The organism is uncultured Jannaschia sp. (assembly GCF_947494055.1).
GTDB lineage: Bacteria > Pseudomonadota > Alphaproteobacteria > Rhodobacterales > Rhodobacteraceae > Jannaschia.
Window position 1 is genome coordinate 16,949 of record NZ_CANLTR010000010.1, and the last position, 17,775, is coordinate 34,723.

The 17,775-nt window shown below is 62.3% G+C and carries 17 protein-coding genes; 5 read left to right on the forward strand and 12 right to left on the reverse strand.

Features of this window, described 5'->3' with window-relative positions; all coding sequences use genetic code 11:
• Nucleotides 1–59: 59 nt before the first annotated feature.
• Complete coding sequence (locus Q1A87_RS10945) at nucleotides 60–1,454, reverse strand: alkaline phosphatase D family protein (RefSeq protein WP_363322985.1); 1,395 nt, start codon at nucleotides 1,452–1,454, stop codon at nucleotides 60–62.
• A gap of 251 nt (nucleotides 1,455–1,705) precedes the next feature.
• On the opposite strand from Q1A87_RS10945, the gene Q1A87_RS10950 reads away from it, so the two are divergent.
• The 4 genes from Q1A87_RS10950 to Q1A87_RS10965 all read left to right on the forward strand — a co-directional run bounded on the left by Q1A87_RS10950 (nucleotide 1,706) and on the right by Q1A87_RS10965 (nucleotide 4,571).
• Complete coding sequence (locus Q1A87_RS10950; protein ID WP_299651103.1) at nucleotides 1,706–2,614, forward strand: hypothetical protein; 909 nt, start codon at nucleotides 1,706–1,708, stop codon at nucleotides 2,612–2,614.
• Nucleotides 2,615–2,620: 6 nt separating this feature from the next.
• Entirely contained in the window at nucleotides 2,621–2,857 is a 237-nt protein-coding gene (locus tag Q1A87_RS10955) for a hypothetical protein (protein ID WP_299651106.1), read from the forward strand.
• A 9-nt stretch (nucleotides 2,858–2,866) separates the two neighbouring features.
• Nucleotides 2,867–3,988, forward strand: a complete 1,122-nt coding sequence (locus Q1A87_RS10960) for a calcium-binding protein (protein ID WP_299651109.1) — start codon at nucleotides 2,867–2,869, stop codon at nucleotides 3,986–3,988.
• Between the two features lie 253 nt (nucleotides 3,989–4,241).
• Nucleotides 4,242–4,571 (forward strand): hypothetical protein, encoded by a 330-nt coding sequence (locus tag Q1A87_RS10965; protein WP_299651112.1) that lies wholly within the window; start codon nucleotides 4,242–4,244, stop codon nucleotides 4,569–4,571.
• Nucleotides 4,572–4,673: 102 nt separating this feature from the next.
• Here Q1A87_RS10965 and Q1A87_RS10970 read toward each other — a convergent pair whose 3' ends face one another.
• The 7 genes from Q1A87_RS10970 to Q1A87_RS11000 all read right to left on the reverse strand — a co-directional run bounded on the left by Q1A87_RS10970 (nucleotide 4,674) and on the right by Q1A87_RS11000 (nucleotide 12,490).
• Nucleotides 4,674–5,594 (reverse strand): formylglycine-generating enzyme family protein, encoded by a 921-nt coding sequence (locus Q1A87_RS10970; protein WP_299651115.1) that lies wholly within the window; start codon nucleotides 5,592–5,594, stop codon nucleotides 4,674–4,676.
• A 237-nt stretch (nucleotides 5,595–5,831) separates the two neighbouring features.
• Nucleotides 5,832–7,313 carry a sulfatase-like hydrolase/transferase gene (locus Q1A87_RS10975; RefSeq protein WP_299651118.1) on the reverse strand — a complete coding sequence of 494 codons (1,482 nt, stop codon included), beginning with the start codon at nucleotides 7,311–7,313 and terminating at the stop codon, nucleotides 5,832–5,834.
• 45 nt (nucleotides 7,314–7,358) lie between these two features.
• Nucleotides 7,359–8,819 carry a sulfatase-like hydrolase/transferase gene (locus Q1A87_RS10980; RefSeq protein ID WP_299651120.1) on the reverse strand — a complete coding sequence of 487 codons (1,461 nt, stop codon included), beginning with the start codon at nucleotides 8,817–8,819 and terminating at the stop codon, nucleotides 7,359–7,361.
• A 19-nt stretch (nucleotides 8,820–8,838) separates the two neighbouring features.
• Nucleotides 8,839–9,543, reverse strand: a complete 705-nt coding sequence (locus tag Q1A87_RS10985; protein WP_299651123.1) for a FadR/GntR family transcriptional regulator — start codon at nucleotides 9,541–9,543, stop codon at nucleotides 8,839–8,841.
• On the reverse strand, nucleotides 9,540–11,021 hold the full coding sequence (locus Q1A87_RS10990) for a tripartite tricarboxylate transporter permease (protein ID WP_299651125.1): 1,482 nt from the start codon (nucleotides 11,019–11,021) through the stop codon (nucleotides 9,540–9,542). Before Q1A87_RS10990 ends, Q1A87_RS10985 begins: the two co-directional genes overlap by 4 nt.
• Before the next feature lie 8 nt (nucleotides 11,022–11,029).
• A complete protein-coding gene (locus Q1A87_RS10995) occupies nucleotides 11,030–11,557 on the reverse strand; it encodes a tripartite tricarboxylate transporter TctB family protein (RefSeq protein WP_299651128.1) in 528 nt (175 codons plus the stop codon).
• Nucleotides 11,558–11,578: 21 nt separating this feature from the next.
• A complete protein-coding gene (locus Q1A87_RS11000; RefSeq protein WP_299651131.1) occupies nucleotides 11,579–12,490 on the reverse strand; it encodes a tripartite tricarboxylate transporter substrate binding protein in 912 nt (303 codons plus the stop codon).
• A gap of 170 nt (nucleotides 12,491–12,660) precedes the next feature.
• Here Q1A87_RS11000 and Q1A87_RS11005 point away from each other — a divergent pair, with 170 nt between their 5' ends.
• Entirely contained in the window at nucleotides 12,661–14,109 is a 1,449-nt protein-coding gene (locus Q1A87_RS11005) for a sulfatase-like hydrolase/transferase (protein WP_299651134.1), read from the forward strand.
• A 507-nt stretch (nucleotides 14,110–14,616) separates the two neighbouring features.
• Here Q1A87_RS11005 and Q1A87_RS11010 read toward each other — a convergent pair.
• The 4 genes from Q1A87_RS11010 to Q1A87_RS11025 form a co-directional block, all read right to left on the reverse strand.
• Nucleotides 14,617–14,874, reverse strand: a complete 258-nt coding sequence (locus Q1A87_RS11010; protein WP_299651137.1) for a hypothetical protein — start codon at nucleotides 14,872–14,874, stop codon at nucleotides 14,617–14,619.
• 31 nt (nucleotides 14,875–14,905) lie between these two features.
• Nucleotides 14,906–15,799 (reverse strand): HNH endonuclease, encoded by an 894-nt coding sequence (locus Q1A87_RS11015; RefSeq protein WP_299651140.1) that lies wholly within the window; start codon nucleotides 15,797–15,799, stop codon nucleotides 14,906–14,908.
• A gap of 99 nt (nucleotides 15,800–15,898) precedes the next feature.
• Nucleotides 15,899–17,122 (reverse strand): thermonuclease family protein, encoded by a 1,224-nt coding sequence (locus tag Q1A87_RS11020; protein ID WP_299651142.1) that lies wholly within the window; start codon nucleotides 17,120–17,122, stop codon nucleotides 15,899–15,901.
• Nucleotides 17,119–17,373, reverse strand: coding sequence for a hypothetical protein (locus Q1A87_RS11025; RefSeq protein WP_299651145.1), 255 nt, complete (start codon nucleotides 17,371–17,373; stop codon nucleotides 17,119–17,121). The genes Q1A87_RS11020 and Q1A87_RS11025 overlap by 4 nt, the downstream gene beginning before the upstream one ends.
• Nucleotides 17,374–17,775: the final 402 nt, after the last annotated feature.

Here is a 17,775-nt window from a genome sequence, read left to right on the forward strand (position 1 = left end):
GTTCCATGCCAGATCGGGCAGACCGATCCCACGCGTCCGGCCCTCGGGGCGCCGTCGGATTAGATCGTCAGCGTACCGGCTCGGCCTGAACGCTCGAGGTCCCATTCCGCCGTCCACGCTTTCGATCGCCGTGTGAGGACGAGGAAATTGCGCTCGGCCACGAACAGGGCGCGCTGCCCCGGGAGGCGCCGCATGCGGATGGGATGTCCGGCGAGCGGGGCGTCGCCGAGCCGCGACAGCAGGCCTAGGAACCGTGCCCAGTTCCGGGGCGGCGCGCGATGCGAGATCCCCGAGGCGGTGAGCTGATGAAGGATCTTACCGCCGCCGAGCGCCATCGTGGCTCGTGCCGCAAGATGGATCTCTCCCGACAGGACCGTGATCCCGGACGCGTCATCGGCTCGGCCTGCCATAGCGTCGCGCAGACTCGACAGCATCCGTCGCCATTCGGTCCGATGGGCGCGGCTCTGCCACTGATCGCGCAGGTCGTCCTCGTATCGCATCATCCGGGGATGCAGGCGCATCGCCCCTTCCAGCAGCGACAGGCGCGGTCCGAGGAGCGGCACGCTCGACATCAGCAGCGTGCGACCGTCGAAACCTCCTGCGGCATCCATTATCGACCAGCCACCGGCGCCCATGATCTGTCGCCGCGTGCGCTCCGAGCGCAGGTCGGGCGCCAGGAGGCGCAGGCCGGGCGCCTCGACCCGCCAGCCGAGATGTGCGCCCTTCGGGTCGGCAAAGCGGCCCGGCAGATCGCCGTCCCGTGCCGCATGCTGGAAGCCGAGCGCCATCTCGCGCGCGACGTCGAAGATCGCCCGGCCGACGGGGCCCTCGGTCCGCGAACGGCGCAGCGAGCCCCAGCCATCACAGATGTCGTGGTCGTCCCACTGCATGAGCGAAGGAACCCGTGCGCAGATCCACGCCATCTCGGGCGCCGAATAGACCGCCGCGTAGCGGGCGAAGAACGCCGCGCGCAGGTGCTGGCGCAAGTCCTCGAGATTGGCGCCGGACGGGTCCTGCGGGACGTCGTTCGGCCAGTCCGCGCTGAGCGGGTGGCCCTCCGTCGCCTCGTCGGCATAGATCTGATCGCCGCCGTGCAGCAGGAGCGCGAAGGGCGCTGCTTCGTGACACGCCGCCAGCCGCGCCCACATGGCGTTGCGCTCGCTTCCTTCGCGGTCGAGGTCGCCCATCTCCTCGCCGTTGCAGGACACAAAGGCGAGGCGAAGGTCGTCGCCCAGCCCCGCCAAGTCGTAGCGGTCGCCGTTCCATGAATAGGCCGATGGTCCGTACGCCGGCACCGCGAACCGCGCCCGCCAGAGGGTACGCGCGCCGCATCGCAGGAGGGTCGCGGCTGACACCTCTTGTCCGCCAAGCTCGACGGGCGGAGGTGCTTCGCTTCGTGCCCCGACGAAGAGCGCGGACAGGCGCATCTCGTCGCCGGTGATCTCGTCGAGCACGAGGACGGGCCCTATGATATCGGGACGAGGGACTGGATTGTCGAATGCCATACCCGGTCGATATAGATAGCCATCGCGATTTTCTTAGAAGGCTGTAAGGACAAATCCGGTCACAATACGGATTGGTCCCGAGATTGCTCGCCGCCCTCTTATGGCATTGCTTCAAGGCCCCCACGAGCATGACAGGCATCTACAGTATTCTCTAACGATTATCTGGTTTGGACGATGCGCCAGCCTGCGAAGGATGTCGTATGCCCACGCACCCCAACGTCGAGATCGTTCTGCCCAATCAGCTGACGATACACGAAGGCGAGACGATCCGGGCCATACTGATCTTCTCCGGCCTCCCCGTCGGCTGGGTAAACTGGCGGCTTTATCTCTCCGGCTCCGTACGGGAAGACATCCACTTCATCGACGATGATATTCCGTCGCCATGGTACCATGGCGCGCTCCATCGAGATCAAGGCGATCCTCGCAGGCAGATTGTACCGGTCGACATCCACGGATCGCTCGATTTCTTAGCCGAAGACACGGAGCGTGGGAACCTCATCGTCTGGAGCATCGATGCGGAAATCGAGCCGAATGCACGCATCGAGTTATATGAAAGGGGCCATCGGGCGAAAATCCCGATTGCCGTAAAGGATGTCGCGCATCAGCCGGTCGGACTTTTGATCAAGGGCGATCCGGTGACGGGCGGATTCTTGAAGATCAACCATGCGGCAATCAACGATCTTATCGGTGATGCCCCACGGACGTACGTCTGGATTAAAAACGGCGACCCCGGGCGTGAAACGGCCCACGCAGATCCGATAAAGCTTTGGGCTGACGATCGCGACAGCACTTACGCTTTGGCTGTCACCTACGAGGATGAGTCTGGACGACTCCGGCGGATCGTCGGCGAGCCGACGGAACCCGTCAGGTTCGATAATTCGCCGGCCACTGGCAAACCGGTCATCGTCGGGAACCCGACCCCTGGGCAGAAATTACGGGCTGACGTGAACGATATCGCCGATCCGGACGGAAGATCCCCGGTAATTCGGATCCTCTGGTATGTCGACGGGGAGTCGGTCGAGGCCGGCTACGGCTTCGACGTGCGGGACAGCCATGTCGGCAAGACGATCCAGATGCGCGCGTCGTTCGAGGACAATCAACTTCATTGAGAAAGGGTGAGATCGGAAAAAATTGTCGTCTACAAGCCCGATCCGATCACCGTCCGAGGCACGAATGGCGACGACAGGCTAAAGGGTGACGGCGCCGAGGACCTGTTGTTGGGCGCCCGTGGAGCGGATCACATTCGTGGTTACTACGGTGACGATACGTTGCACGGGCATGCGGGTCACGACACGGTCATCGGCGACGAAGGAGACGACAGGATCGAGGGCTCGGCAGGTAACGATCTCTAGGACGGCGGCTTGGGCGACGACAGAATACGCGGGGGCTTGGGGCGGGATACGATCATTGGGGACGACGGAAGCGATCATCTGTCCGGAGGGCGCGGACACGATTCTCTCTCGTCTGGCTACGGTGGGGAAAAGGGCGATACCGTTATTGGTGGATCAGGAAACGATACGCTGATCGGTACGGGCGTGCAGAACATCTTGCGAGGCGGCAAGGGTTCCGACCTGGTTATATCCGAAGGCGCAAACGACACTCTGTTCGGAGGCAGAGGCGACGATCGCCTTGTGGATGGCGCGCAGGCGTTCGGCGGGCACGGCGACGACCATCTTGAAGGTCATCGCTTGGTCAACAAGCTGTTCGGTAATGATGGTGACGATCTGATCACCGGTGCCGCAGGCGATGACTTCCTCTTCGGCGGCCGAGGAAACGACACTCTCGTTGGAGGACCGGGCTACGACCGATTGTCGGGCGGGACCGGCAACGACAAGCTAAGTGGTGGCAACGGCGGCGGCAAACTCGTAGGCGCTGCCGGGGACGACCGGCTGTTAGGCGGTGAATGGCGAGATCGTCTCGTAGGTGGCGAAGGCGACGACACGCTCGACGGCAGAGCTGGGGTCGATACCCTCCACGGTGGTGTCGGCGACGACCGGCTGTTCGGGAAGGGCGAAGCTGACAAACTCGTCGGCGCGTCCGGGAATGATCGGATGCTTGGGGGCTTTGGCGACGACACGCTGTTCGGCGGTACAGGCGACGACAGGATGCTTGGCGAAAACGGCGACGACGCGCTCCTCGATGGGCCGGGCGACGATACCATCCTCGGCGGAGCCGGCGATGACCTTCTGTTCGATGGCCTAGGTAACGATACGCTTGCCGGTGGCGGTGGACGAGACGCCTTCATATTCTACGGTCAAAGGGCTGAAGAGATGGACGTGGTGCGCGATTTTGAGTTGCATCAGGATGTTATCGCGCTCGCATACCTTACCGAGGACAGCTACGAGTCCATGCGCTTTTCCGAAGGCGCTGTTGGAGGCAATGTCTATGCCGACCTTACCCTGAATGATCATGTCATCCGTTTCGTCGGTTTGACGGCAAATCAGCTTGAACGGGAAGCCGCCTACGATTTCTTCACGACGTGATCGTTGGGTGACAATAATCCATACCATCCACTGCATCTCAGGGCTCACAGCCGGAAATCTTGGCAATTATCTGCTCTGGGCAACTCTGTTTCGATCAAGCCTTCCGAACCCGACTCAAACAGGATGGCGCTGATTACGCCGATAAAGCACTACCCGAAGAAGAGCTGCGATCAGGGCCGTAGAAATTCCAGCTTGACCGTGATGAAGCCTTCGCCCACAAAAGAGAACATATAGTGAACGTTTTGGGGCTGGCATGGCGAGATATGGTCAGAGATCGGTTGCAGAACGCGCTCGACATGTCGCCGCAGCCTATCTGATCCATATCCGGTTGCGCCTCGATCCCGACTGCGGCGTGACACCCCACGAAATCCGTCTCTGGATGGCCGAGACCTTCCGAAATCCGGTTGACAGCTACATGGACGGGCATGTGATGGTTTGCGGGCTGTCTGATGGCGGCCAGGCCCGGCATCTGTCCGAGACATGGGCCTGCCTTCTGGACATACGCAGGGATCTCGCTCCCACCGATCCGCATGCTGGACGACCATCGACCGATGCGAACCAACCTTTCCAAAATAAAGAATAAGCGTACCGGCTACAGCATATCGACGATTTACTCTACAGCATAAAAGGCATGGAACGTAAGTCGTACGGATCGCAAAATTCTATCAATTCGCTTTTCTAGGAGTCAGTTGCTTGCCACACGGAACCCCGTATTTCCGGTAGAGCTATCGGAGTCATTCCGCGTGCGGGAATGGACGTGGTAGCGATCGCAGTAGCTGACATGGCAGAGGTAGGAGCCACCACGCTGGATGCGGGCGGTGCCCTCAGTCGGACCCGTAGGGTCGCGCAGCGGAAACGGTCCCTCCGGCGGGCCGGGCGTGTAGAAATCCCCAGTCCATTCCCACACGTTGCCGCAAGTGTTGTACAGCCCGTACCCGTTCGGCGCATAGGCATCGACGGGCGCGGTGCCCACATGGCCGTCCGCAGCGTCGTTCTCGTGCGGGAACCGACCTTGCCACGTGTTCATCGCGTGTTCCCCGCCCGGCATCATCTCGTTGCCCCAGGGGAACTTCTTACGCGCGAGCCCGCCCCGGGCGGCGTACTCCCATTGCGCCTCGCTGGGCATCCGCAGCCCCGCCCAGTGGCAATAGGCCAGCGCGTCGAACCAGGCGACATGGACGACTGGATGATCCGCGCGTCCCGCGACATCGCTGCCCGGCCCCTCGGGCGCATGCCAGCAGGCTCCGTCGACACGGCGCCACCACGGCACGCCGGGCGGCGAGACCGGCCAGCGGGCGGGATCGTCGAGCAGCAGGTGGAAGACGTAGGACCAGCCCTCGGCCTCGGCGACAGTCCGATAGCCTGTTGCATCGACGAAGCGCGCGTAGTCGGCATTGGTGCAGGCAGTCGCGGCAATGCGGAAGTCCGAGAGCTTCACCCGACGGCGGGGCGCATCGTAATCTTCCCTAAAGCGCGACTTACGCGCGCCCATCTCGAAGAAACCGCCCGAAATCGGCAAGAGGCGTTCGGCCAGTTCCGCGCGCACCTCCGCCGGTGCCGCGGGCACCGCACGGGCCACAGCGAGCCAGTCCGCGTCGCTTCGCACAGTCGGTCCCGTGTTGCAGCAGCCACCCTGCATCTGCCGTCTCCCTGTCTGAAAGTCACGCATGGCACCTGAGCATTGGTTCGTCTTCGTAATGCTGTCGTCAGGCACCCGACGGCCAGATTTGTGCCTCCAGCGACGAGCCATCCACTTTTTTACATATTCCATCACACGCCGTCGAAAGAGGATCGAACAATGCCCATCGATTCCCCCACAACGACAACCTCGAGCCAGCCTCCGTCACGTCGCCCAAGCGCCTGTGTTTACGGAGGCATCGCTACGTGGCGGTTCGGGAAAGTGCACACCGCGCTGACCTGACAGACCGCGGTTCTGAGGTGCAGGTAGCGTTGGTTCCGGCAATCCCACAAATTGCTCGCCGTCGAGAAGCTCGAGGTCGCTGCCGTAAAGATTCGAACGAAGCCTTTCTCTCAGCTCCCGAAGCTTTTCAGACATCTCGGGCGCATCGGACAGATCCTGCCGTTCCTCGGGGTCATCGATCATGTCGAACAACACGAAGCGGTTGCCGGCGGCGTACCAGATGAGTTTGTGCCGAGCGTCACGGACCATGCGCGTCGCTCGCACGCCCGAGGAACATTCACCGTAGAGATACTCGCGGGCTGCCCCGGTGACGAGGCTGACGCCATCGCAGGTCTTCGGTACCTCGATTTCAGCGAGGTCCAGGAGCGTCGGCATCAGGTCGTGAAGCGCGACGAGTCGATCGTCCGTCGCGTCGCCCTGCGCCAGCCGGTCCGAGCCCCGACGGTCCAGCACGATCAGCGGCACACGCGCCGATCCATCGTACATGAGCCGTTTCCCGTAGAGCCCATGATCGCCGAGCATGTCACCGTGATCCGACGTGAACGCGATGATCGTGTCATCGAGGAGTCCTTCCTCACGCAAGGTGCCGATCAGGACGCGGATCTGATGGTCGATGTGGGTGCAGAGGGCATAGAAGGCCCGCCGCATATCGGCCAATTGCACGGGAGAGAGTGTTGCATAGCGGTCTCGCGTGGCTCGCAGCAGATATGGCGATGCCTCGTCCTGGGTGGGCGGCGACACGGGATCGGGCAGCTCACGTCGTGCATAGCGGTCGAAGTAGGTTTGAAGCGGCACCAGCGGCGGATGCGGGTGGGTATAGGAAACGTTCCAGAGCGCTGGTCGGGTCGGATCACGGCGCTTGATCGCGCGCGCCGCCGTCTCGGTCGTCCAATTCGTCACGTGGCAGCGGTTGGGAAGATGCCATGTCGTCCACCCGTACTCGTTGTTACTCATCCCATGCAGAAACTGCGTGCCCGCATGGCCTTGGTCGGTCAGAAACATCTCGTAATCGTCGGGACCACCAAGATTGCCGCGACCCTCTTCGGCGAGCATCGCATCATGGAAGCCGATACGATCTCGCGGCGGGAAGACATGCAGCTTTCCGGTTGAGTAACACTGGTAGCCAGCCCCTGCGAAACTCGCGGCCAGCGTCGGCAGGTCCGGCATCGGCAGAGCAGGCTGAAAATCGCGATCTCCGTGGCGGCGCGCGGTCGTGCCGGTCATCAACGACCGCCGCGCCGGAATGCAGATCGGCACTTCGGAGTAGCAGTTCGTGTAGCGGACTCCGATCCGGGCAAGCTGATCGAGGGTCGGCGTCTCTATCACCGGATGACCGGCCGAGGCCAACAGGTGCCCCGGCCATTGGTCGACGGTGATGAGCAGGACATGCGGCCGGCCACTCACAGGGTCTGCCTCTTCGCTTCGTGTTCTGCCTCGCGCTCCGCCATCCTACTGCAGCGCCACCGCGTCCGGTGGCGACACGATCAGCCGACGGGCGTTCCTCGTGGCGAGCGTGCTGTCGACATGCCAATTCAGCATGACGTTCAACAGGTGCTGCTTGACCTCTCTGGCCGACGGATCGTCCCAGAGATCTTGCTTCTCCCCGGGATCTGCGACGAGATCGAAAAGCTGGCCGTACGTCTGGCCCTGAAAGTGAACGAGCTTGTGCGTCTCGGACCGGACCATCGTGAAGAAGCGTGCGCCGGTCATGTTCACGTCGCCGCCCTGCTCGCAGAAGACATGCTCACGCCCCGCGAAGGGCTGGCCTTCGAGCGCCGGATTCAGCGAGATTGCCTCGTAGCTCGGATCGGGCATGACGCCGGCCCATTCAAGGATCGTCGGTCCCAGATCGAAGAACTGCACCATTTCCCGGACGTGACGCCCACCCTCGAACCGCCCGGGAGCCGAGACGATCAGCGGCACGCGCGTCACCTCGTCGTAGGGTGCCCATTTCTGGCTCAATCCGTGATCGCCCAGGCAATCGCCGTGGTCGGACGTGAACACGACGATCGTATTCTCCATGTTGCCCCGCGCCCGCTCGAGCGTATCGAGGATTGCGCCCACCTGCCGGTCGATCATCTCGACATTGGCGTAATAGTACGCTCGCATGCGGTGCAGCTCTTCCCGCGTGGGGTCGAGCTTCCAGGCAACCGAGTCGTGGTCGACCTTGACGTCGTGGTCGCGCTTCTCCTTCCACGGCGGGGCAAGACCGGCCAACTCCGTCTCGTCCATATCGGGTAGGGGCACGTCCCGGGCCATATATTTCTCGGCCATCTCGGGCGTCGGGTCGTAGGGCGGATGCGGGCCGGGAAAGCCGACCACCATGAACAGAGGCTTCTCGATCGGCTTTGTCTCGAGCCACCATTTGACGGTCTCGCCAATGAAGTTGTCAGATTGCAGCTTCGGTTCGAGATCCCAGGTAAAGGCCCCCAGGCGATCGCGATAATCGTCTCGCTTGCGATAATCCTCGCGCTGCTGCTTGCGGAGTCCGTGTGACATCAGCGCCTTGTCCCATTCGTCGAAGAACCAGCGACCCTCCATGTAGCGGTCCTTGTTCTCGACGATGTAGCGCTCGTCGAAGCCCGCCTTGGCATCGTAGGGGACGGTGTGCATCTTCCCGATATTGACGGTATGATAGCCCGCTGCCTGGAGATCGGAGACCCAGGTCCGGCTCCAGGGCTGACCGTTCGCGATTACACCGTTCGTATGAGGGTAGTAACCGGTGAACAGGCTGGCGCGGCTCGGCACGCAACTGGGCGCGGTGACGTGGCATTCGTCGAAGGTGACCCCCTGATCGACGAGCCGGTCAATATTCGGTGTGTCCATGTGACTCGCACCAAGCGCACGGATCGTGTCGCAACGCTGCTGATCCGTAATGATCATGAGAATGTCGGGGGGCGTGGTTGTCATCGGATTTCCTGGCGTCGCATCAAAGGTCAAGGGAGAGAAAACGGTCGACCAACACGTCGATATGCAATTGCATCGCGGTCTGGGCGACGTCGGGACGTCGGCGCCTGATGGCATGAAGAATCTGGCGATGATCCTCGACCGAGCGGCGCCGATTGGAGATGTGCCGCGTTTGGTCGTACCAGCGATCCCACAGCGCGTTTCGCCGCATCCGCCACAGATGAGCGACGTATTCCTCGATCAGGGAATTACCGGTCGCCCGGGCGATGAGCATGTGAAACTCTTCGTCAGCCAGATCGAACATAGGCACGTCGTCCAGCCGTTCCGCCATCCGGTCCAGCACCCGGGTCAACTCGTCGAGCTGATCAGAATTCGCGCGTTCGGCTGCCTGATATGCAGAAAGTCCCTCGATGGCGCGACGGACTTCCAACACCTCGTAAGGACCGACCTCCTCGAGCGTGACGAGTGCGCCATGCGTCCGGACCCGCTGATGCTTCGGAAGCACGTATACGCCCGAGCCGAGGCGAATCTCGACATAGCGCATGATCTCCAGCGCCAGCAGGGCCTCGCGCAGGACTGCACGGCTGACGTCGAGCGTCTGCGCCAGGTCGCGTTCGGGCGGCATCCGGTGTCCGGCAGGGTATTCGCCGGCCTCTATGCGCGCGGCCAGAGTCTCGGCAACACCGAGATACAGACGACCCCGTTTGGGCAGGTCGAGGTGACTCATGCCGGACCCGCCTTCCGGCGAGCCGCCATACGCGCGGCGACGAAGGGCCATAGCACCGTCAGGATCGACAGGGTCAGAAACAAAAGGGCCCACGGGCGTTCGAGGATCCCGGTCACGTCTCCATCCGACAGCATGAGCGAGGCGCGCATCTGTTCTTCGGCAATCGGGCTTAGGACGAAACCGATGACGAATGGGCCGAGCGGAACCTTCGCCGCTTCCAAGCCGAGCCCGATGACGCCAAAAGCGATCATCACCCAAGCATCGGTGAAACTGTTGTTCACCGCGTAGGATCCAACGACGCAGAACAGAAGGATTACGCCCAGAAGGCCGGCGCGCGGGATGCGGACGATCTGTGCGATCCACTTCACCGCGCCCCACATGACGATCAGCATGAACAGGTTGGCCACCAGATAGGCCGCGATGATTCCGTAAGCGATCTCGGGCGCATTCTGGAACAGCAAGGGCCCGGGCTGCAGGTTGTGGATGGTCAAAGCCCCGATCAGGATCGCTTCGGTCACGCTGCCGGGAATGCCCATCGTGATGAGCGGGATCAGCGCACCGCCGATAGCTGCATTATTGGCTGCTTCGCCCGAGACGACCCCGGGTTCGTGGCCGGTGCCGAACTTCTCGGGCTCGCGGGAGAACTGCTTGGCCGTGGTGTAGGAGACGAGCGCCCCGATATTGCCGCCGATACCGGGCAAAAGCCCGATCCAGGTGCCGATCAGGGACGAGCGCACCATGTTGGGCCCGTGGGTGCTCAAGTCGGACGAATAGATCGGCAATCTTCCCTGAGGGACCTTCATCGTGCTCGAGGGGTCCGGCTCCATCGCGTCCCGGAGGATCTGACTGATGGCGAACGCTCCAATCAGTACCGGTAACAGGCCGAAACCCGAAATCAGCTGATCATAGCCGAAAGTCAGACGGGTCTGACCGATCGAACTGTCGATCCCCGGCAGTGCGAAGGCCATACCAAGAACAGCGCCAAGAAGGCCCTTGACCAACGACCCTTGCGCAAGAACCGCCAGCATGACCAATGCCATCAGCACGAGCGTGAAGTATTCCCAAGGCCCGAATTGCAAGGCAAAGCGCGCAAGGCTCGGAGACATGCCCGCCAGGAACGCCCACGAAATGAGCCCTCCGACCACCGACGCCATGATCCCTAGGGCGATCGCGCGTTCGGCCCGACCGCTCTGGGCCATCGGGTAGCCGTCGAACGTAGTCACGATCGACGCCGGCGTGCCGGGCATCCGAAGCAGGATCGCGGTGATCAGACCACCCGAGATGCCACCTACATACTCCCCGATCAGCAAGGTGATGGCCGCGACTGGTTCCATGTGGAAGGTCAAAGGCAGCGTCAATGCGATGAGCATCGTCGTGGTCAGGCCTGGAATGGCTCCGACCACGATACCGAGCACGGTTCCGCCAAGAAGAAGAAGGAGGTTGTGCCAGCCCAGGAGTTCGAGAAACGCGCTTTCCATGACCGGTCCTACCGAAGCGTGATGTAGAGGAACGTCGCCAAGACGTAGTCAATCGCGAAGGCGAGGATCAGGCCGACGAGCCCGCAAATCAGCGCCACCTTCGGACGCCAACCCGACAGCGCAAAGCCCGCGAATGCCACGAAAGCTGTCGCCGTCGGGACGAAGGGGGCTTCCAGAATGTCCAACGCCGACACGAAAGCAACGAGGGCGACGAAGATCGCCACCGCTCGTTGCGGGTACAGCTCGTCCGGAGGTTCGGAATTCGTCTGACCGACGGTCCGGCTTGGGCGTAGCCTAATCAGCGCGGAACCCCCGACGATCACGGCAAAGAAGATCATCAACCCGGCCAGGATACGCGGCAGCGCAGCCGAGCCCAGTGGCTCGAAGCGGGGTGCGGGAAGGCTCTGCGCACCGATCAGAAGGATCGCTGCGCCGGCAAAGACAAAGCCGGACAAGGCCAGGTCGATCCATGCCGATTTCACGGTATGTGGCATCACGGCTCTCCGATCACGCCGGAGGTCGCGGAACTGATCCAATCCCGCGGCCTCCGGGAGACGTCATTGAATGGTCGCCGCAATCCCTTCGAGGCGCTCGAGCTGCTCCGCAGCGTCCGCATCCGCTTCGTCACCCGGCACCCAATAGGCCTCAAGCGCATTGCTTTCGAAGTATTCGACGATCTCGGGATCCTGTATTGCCTGCTCGATTGCGGCCCCGATGGCCTCGACCGCCTCGTCCGACGTTCCCGCGGGAGCAAGCCACCAATTCGGATTGGCCCAGGTCACATCATAGCCCAGTTCCACCGCAGTCGGAACGTCGGGCAGCGCCTCGAGCCGCTCTTCTCCGAAGTAGACAAGCGGCTTCAATTCCTCCGCTTGGGCAAGATATTCGGAGGCTGCGAAGAGCGCGATCTGCGCATTGTCTCCCAGCACCATTCGCAGCCGGTCCGCACCGCTGTTGGCCGTGACGTAGCGGGTCTCGAACCCGGCCTCCTTCGCCAGCTGCGCGCCGACGAAATGCGGGATCGAGCCGATACCGACGGCCTCGACCAGACTACGCGGTTCGGCTTTCAGGGCCTCGATCACCTCTTCGAGCTTGTCATACTCGGAATCGGCTGCAACGGCCCAGACCGGACTGCCGCCGCCCGAGTAACCGATGGATCGGAAGTCATCGAGTGTGAAGTTTCCGAGATCCATTGCCATCGCGATCAGCGCCTGATGCTGCCAATGCATGATCGTATGACCGTCGGCGTCGTTTCCCTGCATGCGTGCAACCGCACTGGCGCCCGCGCCGCCATCGACGTTGACGACAACGAGGGGCTGGGACAGCAGACCGTCTTCCTGGATCTTCTCCGCGACCAATCGGGCAATCACGTCGGTCCGACCTCCCGGCTTGAAGGGGACGATCACCTCGATCGGACGCTCCGGAAACTCCTGAGCTGTCGCAGCACCATCAACAATTGGTCCAGCCAAATAGCCTCCAACCGCAAAGGCCCCAACTGCCAGAAGACGCGTAGAACAACGCAAACAGACTCTATTCATTTGTATCTCCCTCCATCCGAGCAATCCTCCTCGCCCGGCATTGGTATTGACAATACACGTTCATTAACAAATCGTCCATACCAATTTGAAAGGCGTATGCGTTGACCCAATCAGACACCCGGCCCGATATCGTCCTCGTCATGACCGACCAGCATGCTGCGCGCGTCCTGGGATGCGCTGGAGATGAAACCGCGAGCACGCCGGCGCTGGACCGACTTGCCGCTCAGGGCACACGCTTCGAGAATTGTTATTGCCCGTCGCCTCTTTGCGTTCCGTCCCGCATGGCGTTCCTGACAGGGCTCGAGCCACACGAGACTGGAGTTCTGACCAACGACGACTTTCTACCCTCGGACATTCCTACGATCGCCCACGCTCTGGCGCTGTCGGGCTACGATTGCCGGCTGGTCGGGCGGATGCATTTCTCGGGTCCGGATCAATTGCATGGCTTTGCCCAACGGCCCATCGGTGATGTTGGGCCAACCTGGCCTGGCGCGGGACCGCCTGACATCGGGCCTTTGACGCAGGGACGTGGCAATCGGGGCCCCGAACTCCTTCATTCCGGAGCGGGCGAGACGTCGTATCAGGCTTACGATCACGCAGTGACGGAGCAGGCCCTTCGAACCCTGCAGGACCTGCGCACACAGCGTGCCGACACAGGTCGCCCTTTCTTCGTCCTGATCAGCCTGTTCTGTCCGCATCCGCCCTACATCGCGCGACGCGACGATTACGATCGGTTCGCCGACATCGTGCTGCCCCCTCGGCTTCCCCCGCCCGAGATCGAGCACCCTGCCATTGCCGCCTGGCGGCGCGCAGGCGGGATCATGGATGTTCCGCCCGACGCTACCGCAAAGAGCCGCATCGCCTACTACGGCCTCGTCGCGATGATCGATCGGTTGGTCGGCCGTATCGATGACGCGATCAAGGAGGATGCGAACACGGTCTCGATCTATTGCTCCGACCACGGCGAATGCCTGGGTGAACGCGGCCTATGGTGGAAGAGCGTTTTCTATGACGAAAGCGCCAAGGTACCCTTGATCATTCGTGCGCCGGGATTTTCGGAAGGTACGGTCGACCACCGTGTTACGAGCCTAATCGATCTTTCCGCAACTCTTCTCGGATGGGCAAATGCCCCTGTCCTGCCCAGCCATACTGGTCGCGACTTGCGTCAACTCGAAAGCTCGACCAGACATATCTCCAGTTCCTACTACGGCGGGTTGATGAATATCGAGCTGCCGCCGGTTCGCCATCGGATGATCCGTCAGGGCAGTCTGAAACTGTCCTGGTACGATGGAATGCGGCCGCAACTCTTCGACCTGGAAGAAGACCCGGACGAGTTACGTGATCTCCATGACGATCCAAGCCACTTCGACATCCAGGCAGAAATGGTGCAACAACTCTTCCGCAGATGGAACCCGAGCCGACTCGCAGCTTGGCAGAATTCGAAGCGAGCACGTACAGCGCTCATTCGCGAATGGGTGCAAAAAGGCAGCATCGAAGAACCTTCTCGCTGGCGAGATCCGAACCCTGGTCGCAATCGCTACGAAGACTAGCCATCGACGGAAGCCCTGTTACAGTTGTACGAGCGACATACGTGCCCAGACAGGCCTCGGAGAGAGGAGCGATGTCGATGGAAGATGATCCCTACACGCTTAAGGACATCGTAATCCTCGGTGCCGTTCCGTTCGCCTCGGTAGTTGTCCTCGTTCTCGCAATTCGCGAATGGCTTCACTCGCGAAGGCTTGCAAGGAGGGCATTCGGCACGACGCGCAGACGTTCGAGACCGGCTCGGACAAACTATGTGCCGCCTTATCGCGGCAGATATGAGTCGGTATCAGCCGAGGCCCTGGCCGCGACTGTCAATCCCGCCGTCATTGCGGAGGCTTACCACTCGGTCCAGCAACGCCAATCCGTTGACGGAGAAAGCGCCGTAGAGCAATCGAGCGACGTGACCCCGGCGTGCGCCGGACCGAAGGACGATTAACGCGGCGCCGCCATCAGGACCGTTCAGCGGGTCACATAGGACCCTTCAAAACGCCGGCTCGCTCCCGACCGTACGCTCAGGCCGCATGGACATGCGGTGACGTGCCCAAGCGGAAGCGATCGACGAGCGCGGCGAGACGCTCGATCTCCTCAAGCACATCGGCAACCACGCAGGTGGTCCGGTCGGCCATCGCCACGTTCGCTTGCGTCGCCCGGCTTACGTCGACCATCGCGGTCTCGGTCTCGGCAAAACCCGACGCCTGCTGCTCCGTTGCCGCGCTGATCCGGGCAATGGAGCCGTGGATGCCGCGATCTCCGCGAGAATACGTGATCACTCGATATGATGCAGATCGCCTAAAGCATGGCTTACAGGATCTCGTCTGGATGCACCTGTCCGAAGACATGCTCGCGATGCCAGGCAAGGTTCGCAGGGTGCGGAACGTCCCGCGGGTCGTCCGGCAGATGAAGCTTTCTGTCCGGCGAGATCAGGCGGGCAGCAATATCCCTGGGTACCTTGTTGTCGGAGACGAGGATCGTCTGGCAATCGTCGGCGACGGAGACGAGACCGCGATCGAACATCCAGTGCAGCGTCCCTGACAGGGCGAGACCGTTGCGCACGGAGTCGCTTCCCTGCTGCTCGACGGGCCGAATATGGGCCGCCTGCACCTCCGGGCGACCGCCGCCGTTGCGCAACTGCAGCCCGGACATCGCACACCGATAGCCGTACGCTTCCCGGACCCGACGGCGAAACGCCACGTCACGAAACGGCCGGCGGGTCAGTCGTTCAAGGGTCGGCCTGTCGAGCGCGATCGCTTCGGTGTCTTCAGGCACTGTTCCGCCGTAGCGTCCTGCCTCGTCGATCTCGAGGGTCGATGGTAGGCCCAGGTCGACGATGCGGGTGAACTCTTCGTCGGGCAGTCGGCGCACCGCAAGCTGCTGCGCGCCGCCTGACTTGGGACGACCGTTTGCGTCGGCCAAGACCGCTTCGAGGGGCCGGCCATCCAGCAGCCGGGGCACGTTGCGGTCGAAGGCAAGGTAACTTCCGGGCTCGATCTGGGCAAGGTATCGTCCCTCGTAGCCCAGCTTCGGGACAACGTTCGCGATCCGCGCGACGGCGAAGTAGCCACGGCCGCCAGCCTTCAGGGGTTCGTAGTAGACCATCCAGTCGGCCACGCCTTCTCGGGCTGCTCTCAGGTACTGCTTCGGAAAGTCGTAGACCCTGTCCGGCTCATCCTCGTAGATCGAGTCCGCCTTGTGCAAGAGAACGAGCTTCGTCATGGTGCCAGGTTCATCTTTGGCGGCAAAACGGCAAGACGTTTTCGCTTGGCGGCATCCCCATATCGCACGTGATCTGCCGCGCTATCCTCGCGGCGCTCGCCATCCTGCAGCCCGGGCCTCGGCTTCCGAGCAGAACCATCGCTCGCCGCGGCCCGGGTCGATCCGGGTGCGGTCGTACCAGCGCGAGCCGGGGACGTGGTAGATGCGACCTGACCCGGAGATGTTACCCTTGATCGCGCAGTTGCTGCTGTTCGCGACACTCGACGGGGCGGAAGCCCTCGCGGCTGGAGCAGTAGTCGACATCAAGCGTTGCCCGCGCCGGTAGTCCCACGGAGGCGTATGCGCGCCTTGCCAGATGCCACGCCCGTCCGTCTGTGCCCTCCTCTCCACTCCGACGTAGGCCGTCGAATAGCGCCTGTAGGCCAGCGCCCAGCCCGCAGCGACCATCCGCTCGTTCAGGCTGCCGATGCCTCCCGCAGCAGGCACGCCACCGCTCGCCCCTGTATTCCCCGGCAGCTCGGCTGCAACCCAGCAGGTCCCGAGCATACGGTCGTAGCGGTCGGTTCCCTCCGACCGGCAAGACACGGTGCGGCGGGCGATCAGCGCGTCCAACGCGTTCGCCGCGCGTCCCCCGCAAGGATAGCTTCGCCCTCCAGCGTCATGGCAGCTTTGCCCGCTTTCGGGGGCATCGAGGCCTTCGAGTCGAATGCGTGTGCCGCCGATTACGATGGTGTCGCCGTCGGTGACCGTCGCGCGGCCGATGGCGCCGGCCCTGACGAAGGGACTGAGATCGCGATGGGGCTTGTCTGAGGCGGACGCTTCCACAATCGCGCCTAGGGGATCGCGATTGCTTCCAGCAGAAGCCGCGGACTTTTGCAGATAGTTCCCATGCATCCAGCCTTGCATGCCGTCCGGCAGGCGGACCTCGAGCCATGCACCTGATCGGACGCCGGTCCAGGCCACCACCGTCCCTTCCGCAGCGCTACCTCGGATCGCGTCCCCAACAGTGGGTCCGGATCGCAGACGCAACGACGATGCTGCGACGACGAGTGTATTGGGCCGCGCCGGATCGCTCGACTGCGGCGCGGAGGTATCTTCGGCCGCCGTCAAGACGTGCGTCGCCGGATTGCGGGCAACGACGGACGTGGCAGCGGACGCTTCTGAACGAATGTCATCCCGGTTCGCAGCCGAAAGTCCGACGACGGCGGCAAAACCGAGCATCGCCGGAGTGACGACCAGCTTCAGAACCGAACGAGCCTGCCTGCGATGCGGCTGGGTACGGCGAAAGCGCAGAAGGCGAATCATTCTGCGGTCTGCCTGGCCGTCCATTGACGGTAGTCCGGGCGGATGGCCATGCGATCCGCGCGGCGCTCGACGAAGCGATGCACGTCCCAAACCAGCTGAACCCTGTCACAGGCGAGAGCGTCAACCAGATCAAGGGCTCGATTGTAAGCGATGACGCGGTCCATCGGGCCGTAAGCCTCGATCAGGCGTATGGCCTCATCGCGGACGATCCGGCGGTAACGCATGTGGGAGGCAATCAGGCGCACGAGCATACCGGGCGCCTCGACAATGCGAATGGCCAGAGCGCGACCCTGCTATGGCAGCGGCATGACGATTGACTCCAATTGTCATAACTACCCAGGGAACGAACGCATTTCGATGCCTCTAGAAAGTACATAGCTACTGACGGTGGACTTACTAATCAAACGGATCACGGACGCCGCGTATGCTGATCCATTTCCTGAGGTGAGAATGAATGCGCGGTTGGCGAGCCGGAACAGCTCCCCAACCGCAGCTTTTCGGTCAAACATAGATGCCGTGAGCAAGTGGCGTCAGGCAATCCTCGATAGCCTTGGCCTCTACCGCAGACGATACGAAATTAATCGACCGCCGACGTTTGAATTTGATTGGCCGCGACATCATCTACGTCTCCGCAGCGGCCTGATTGCCATGAC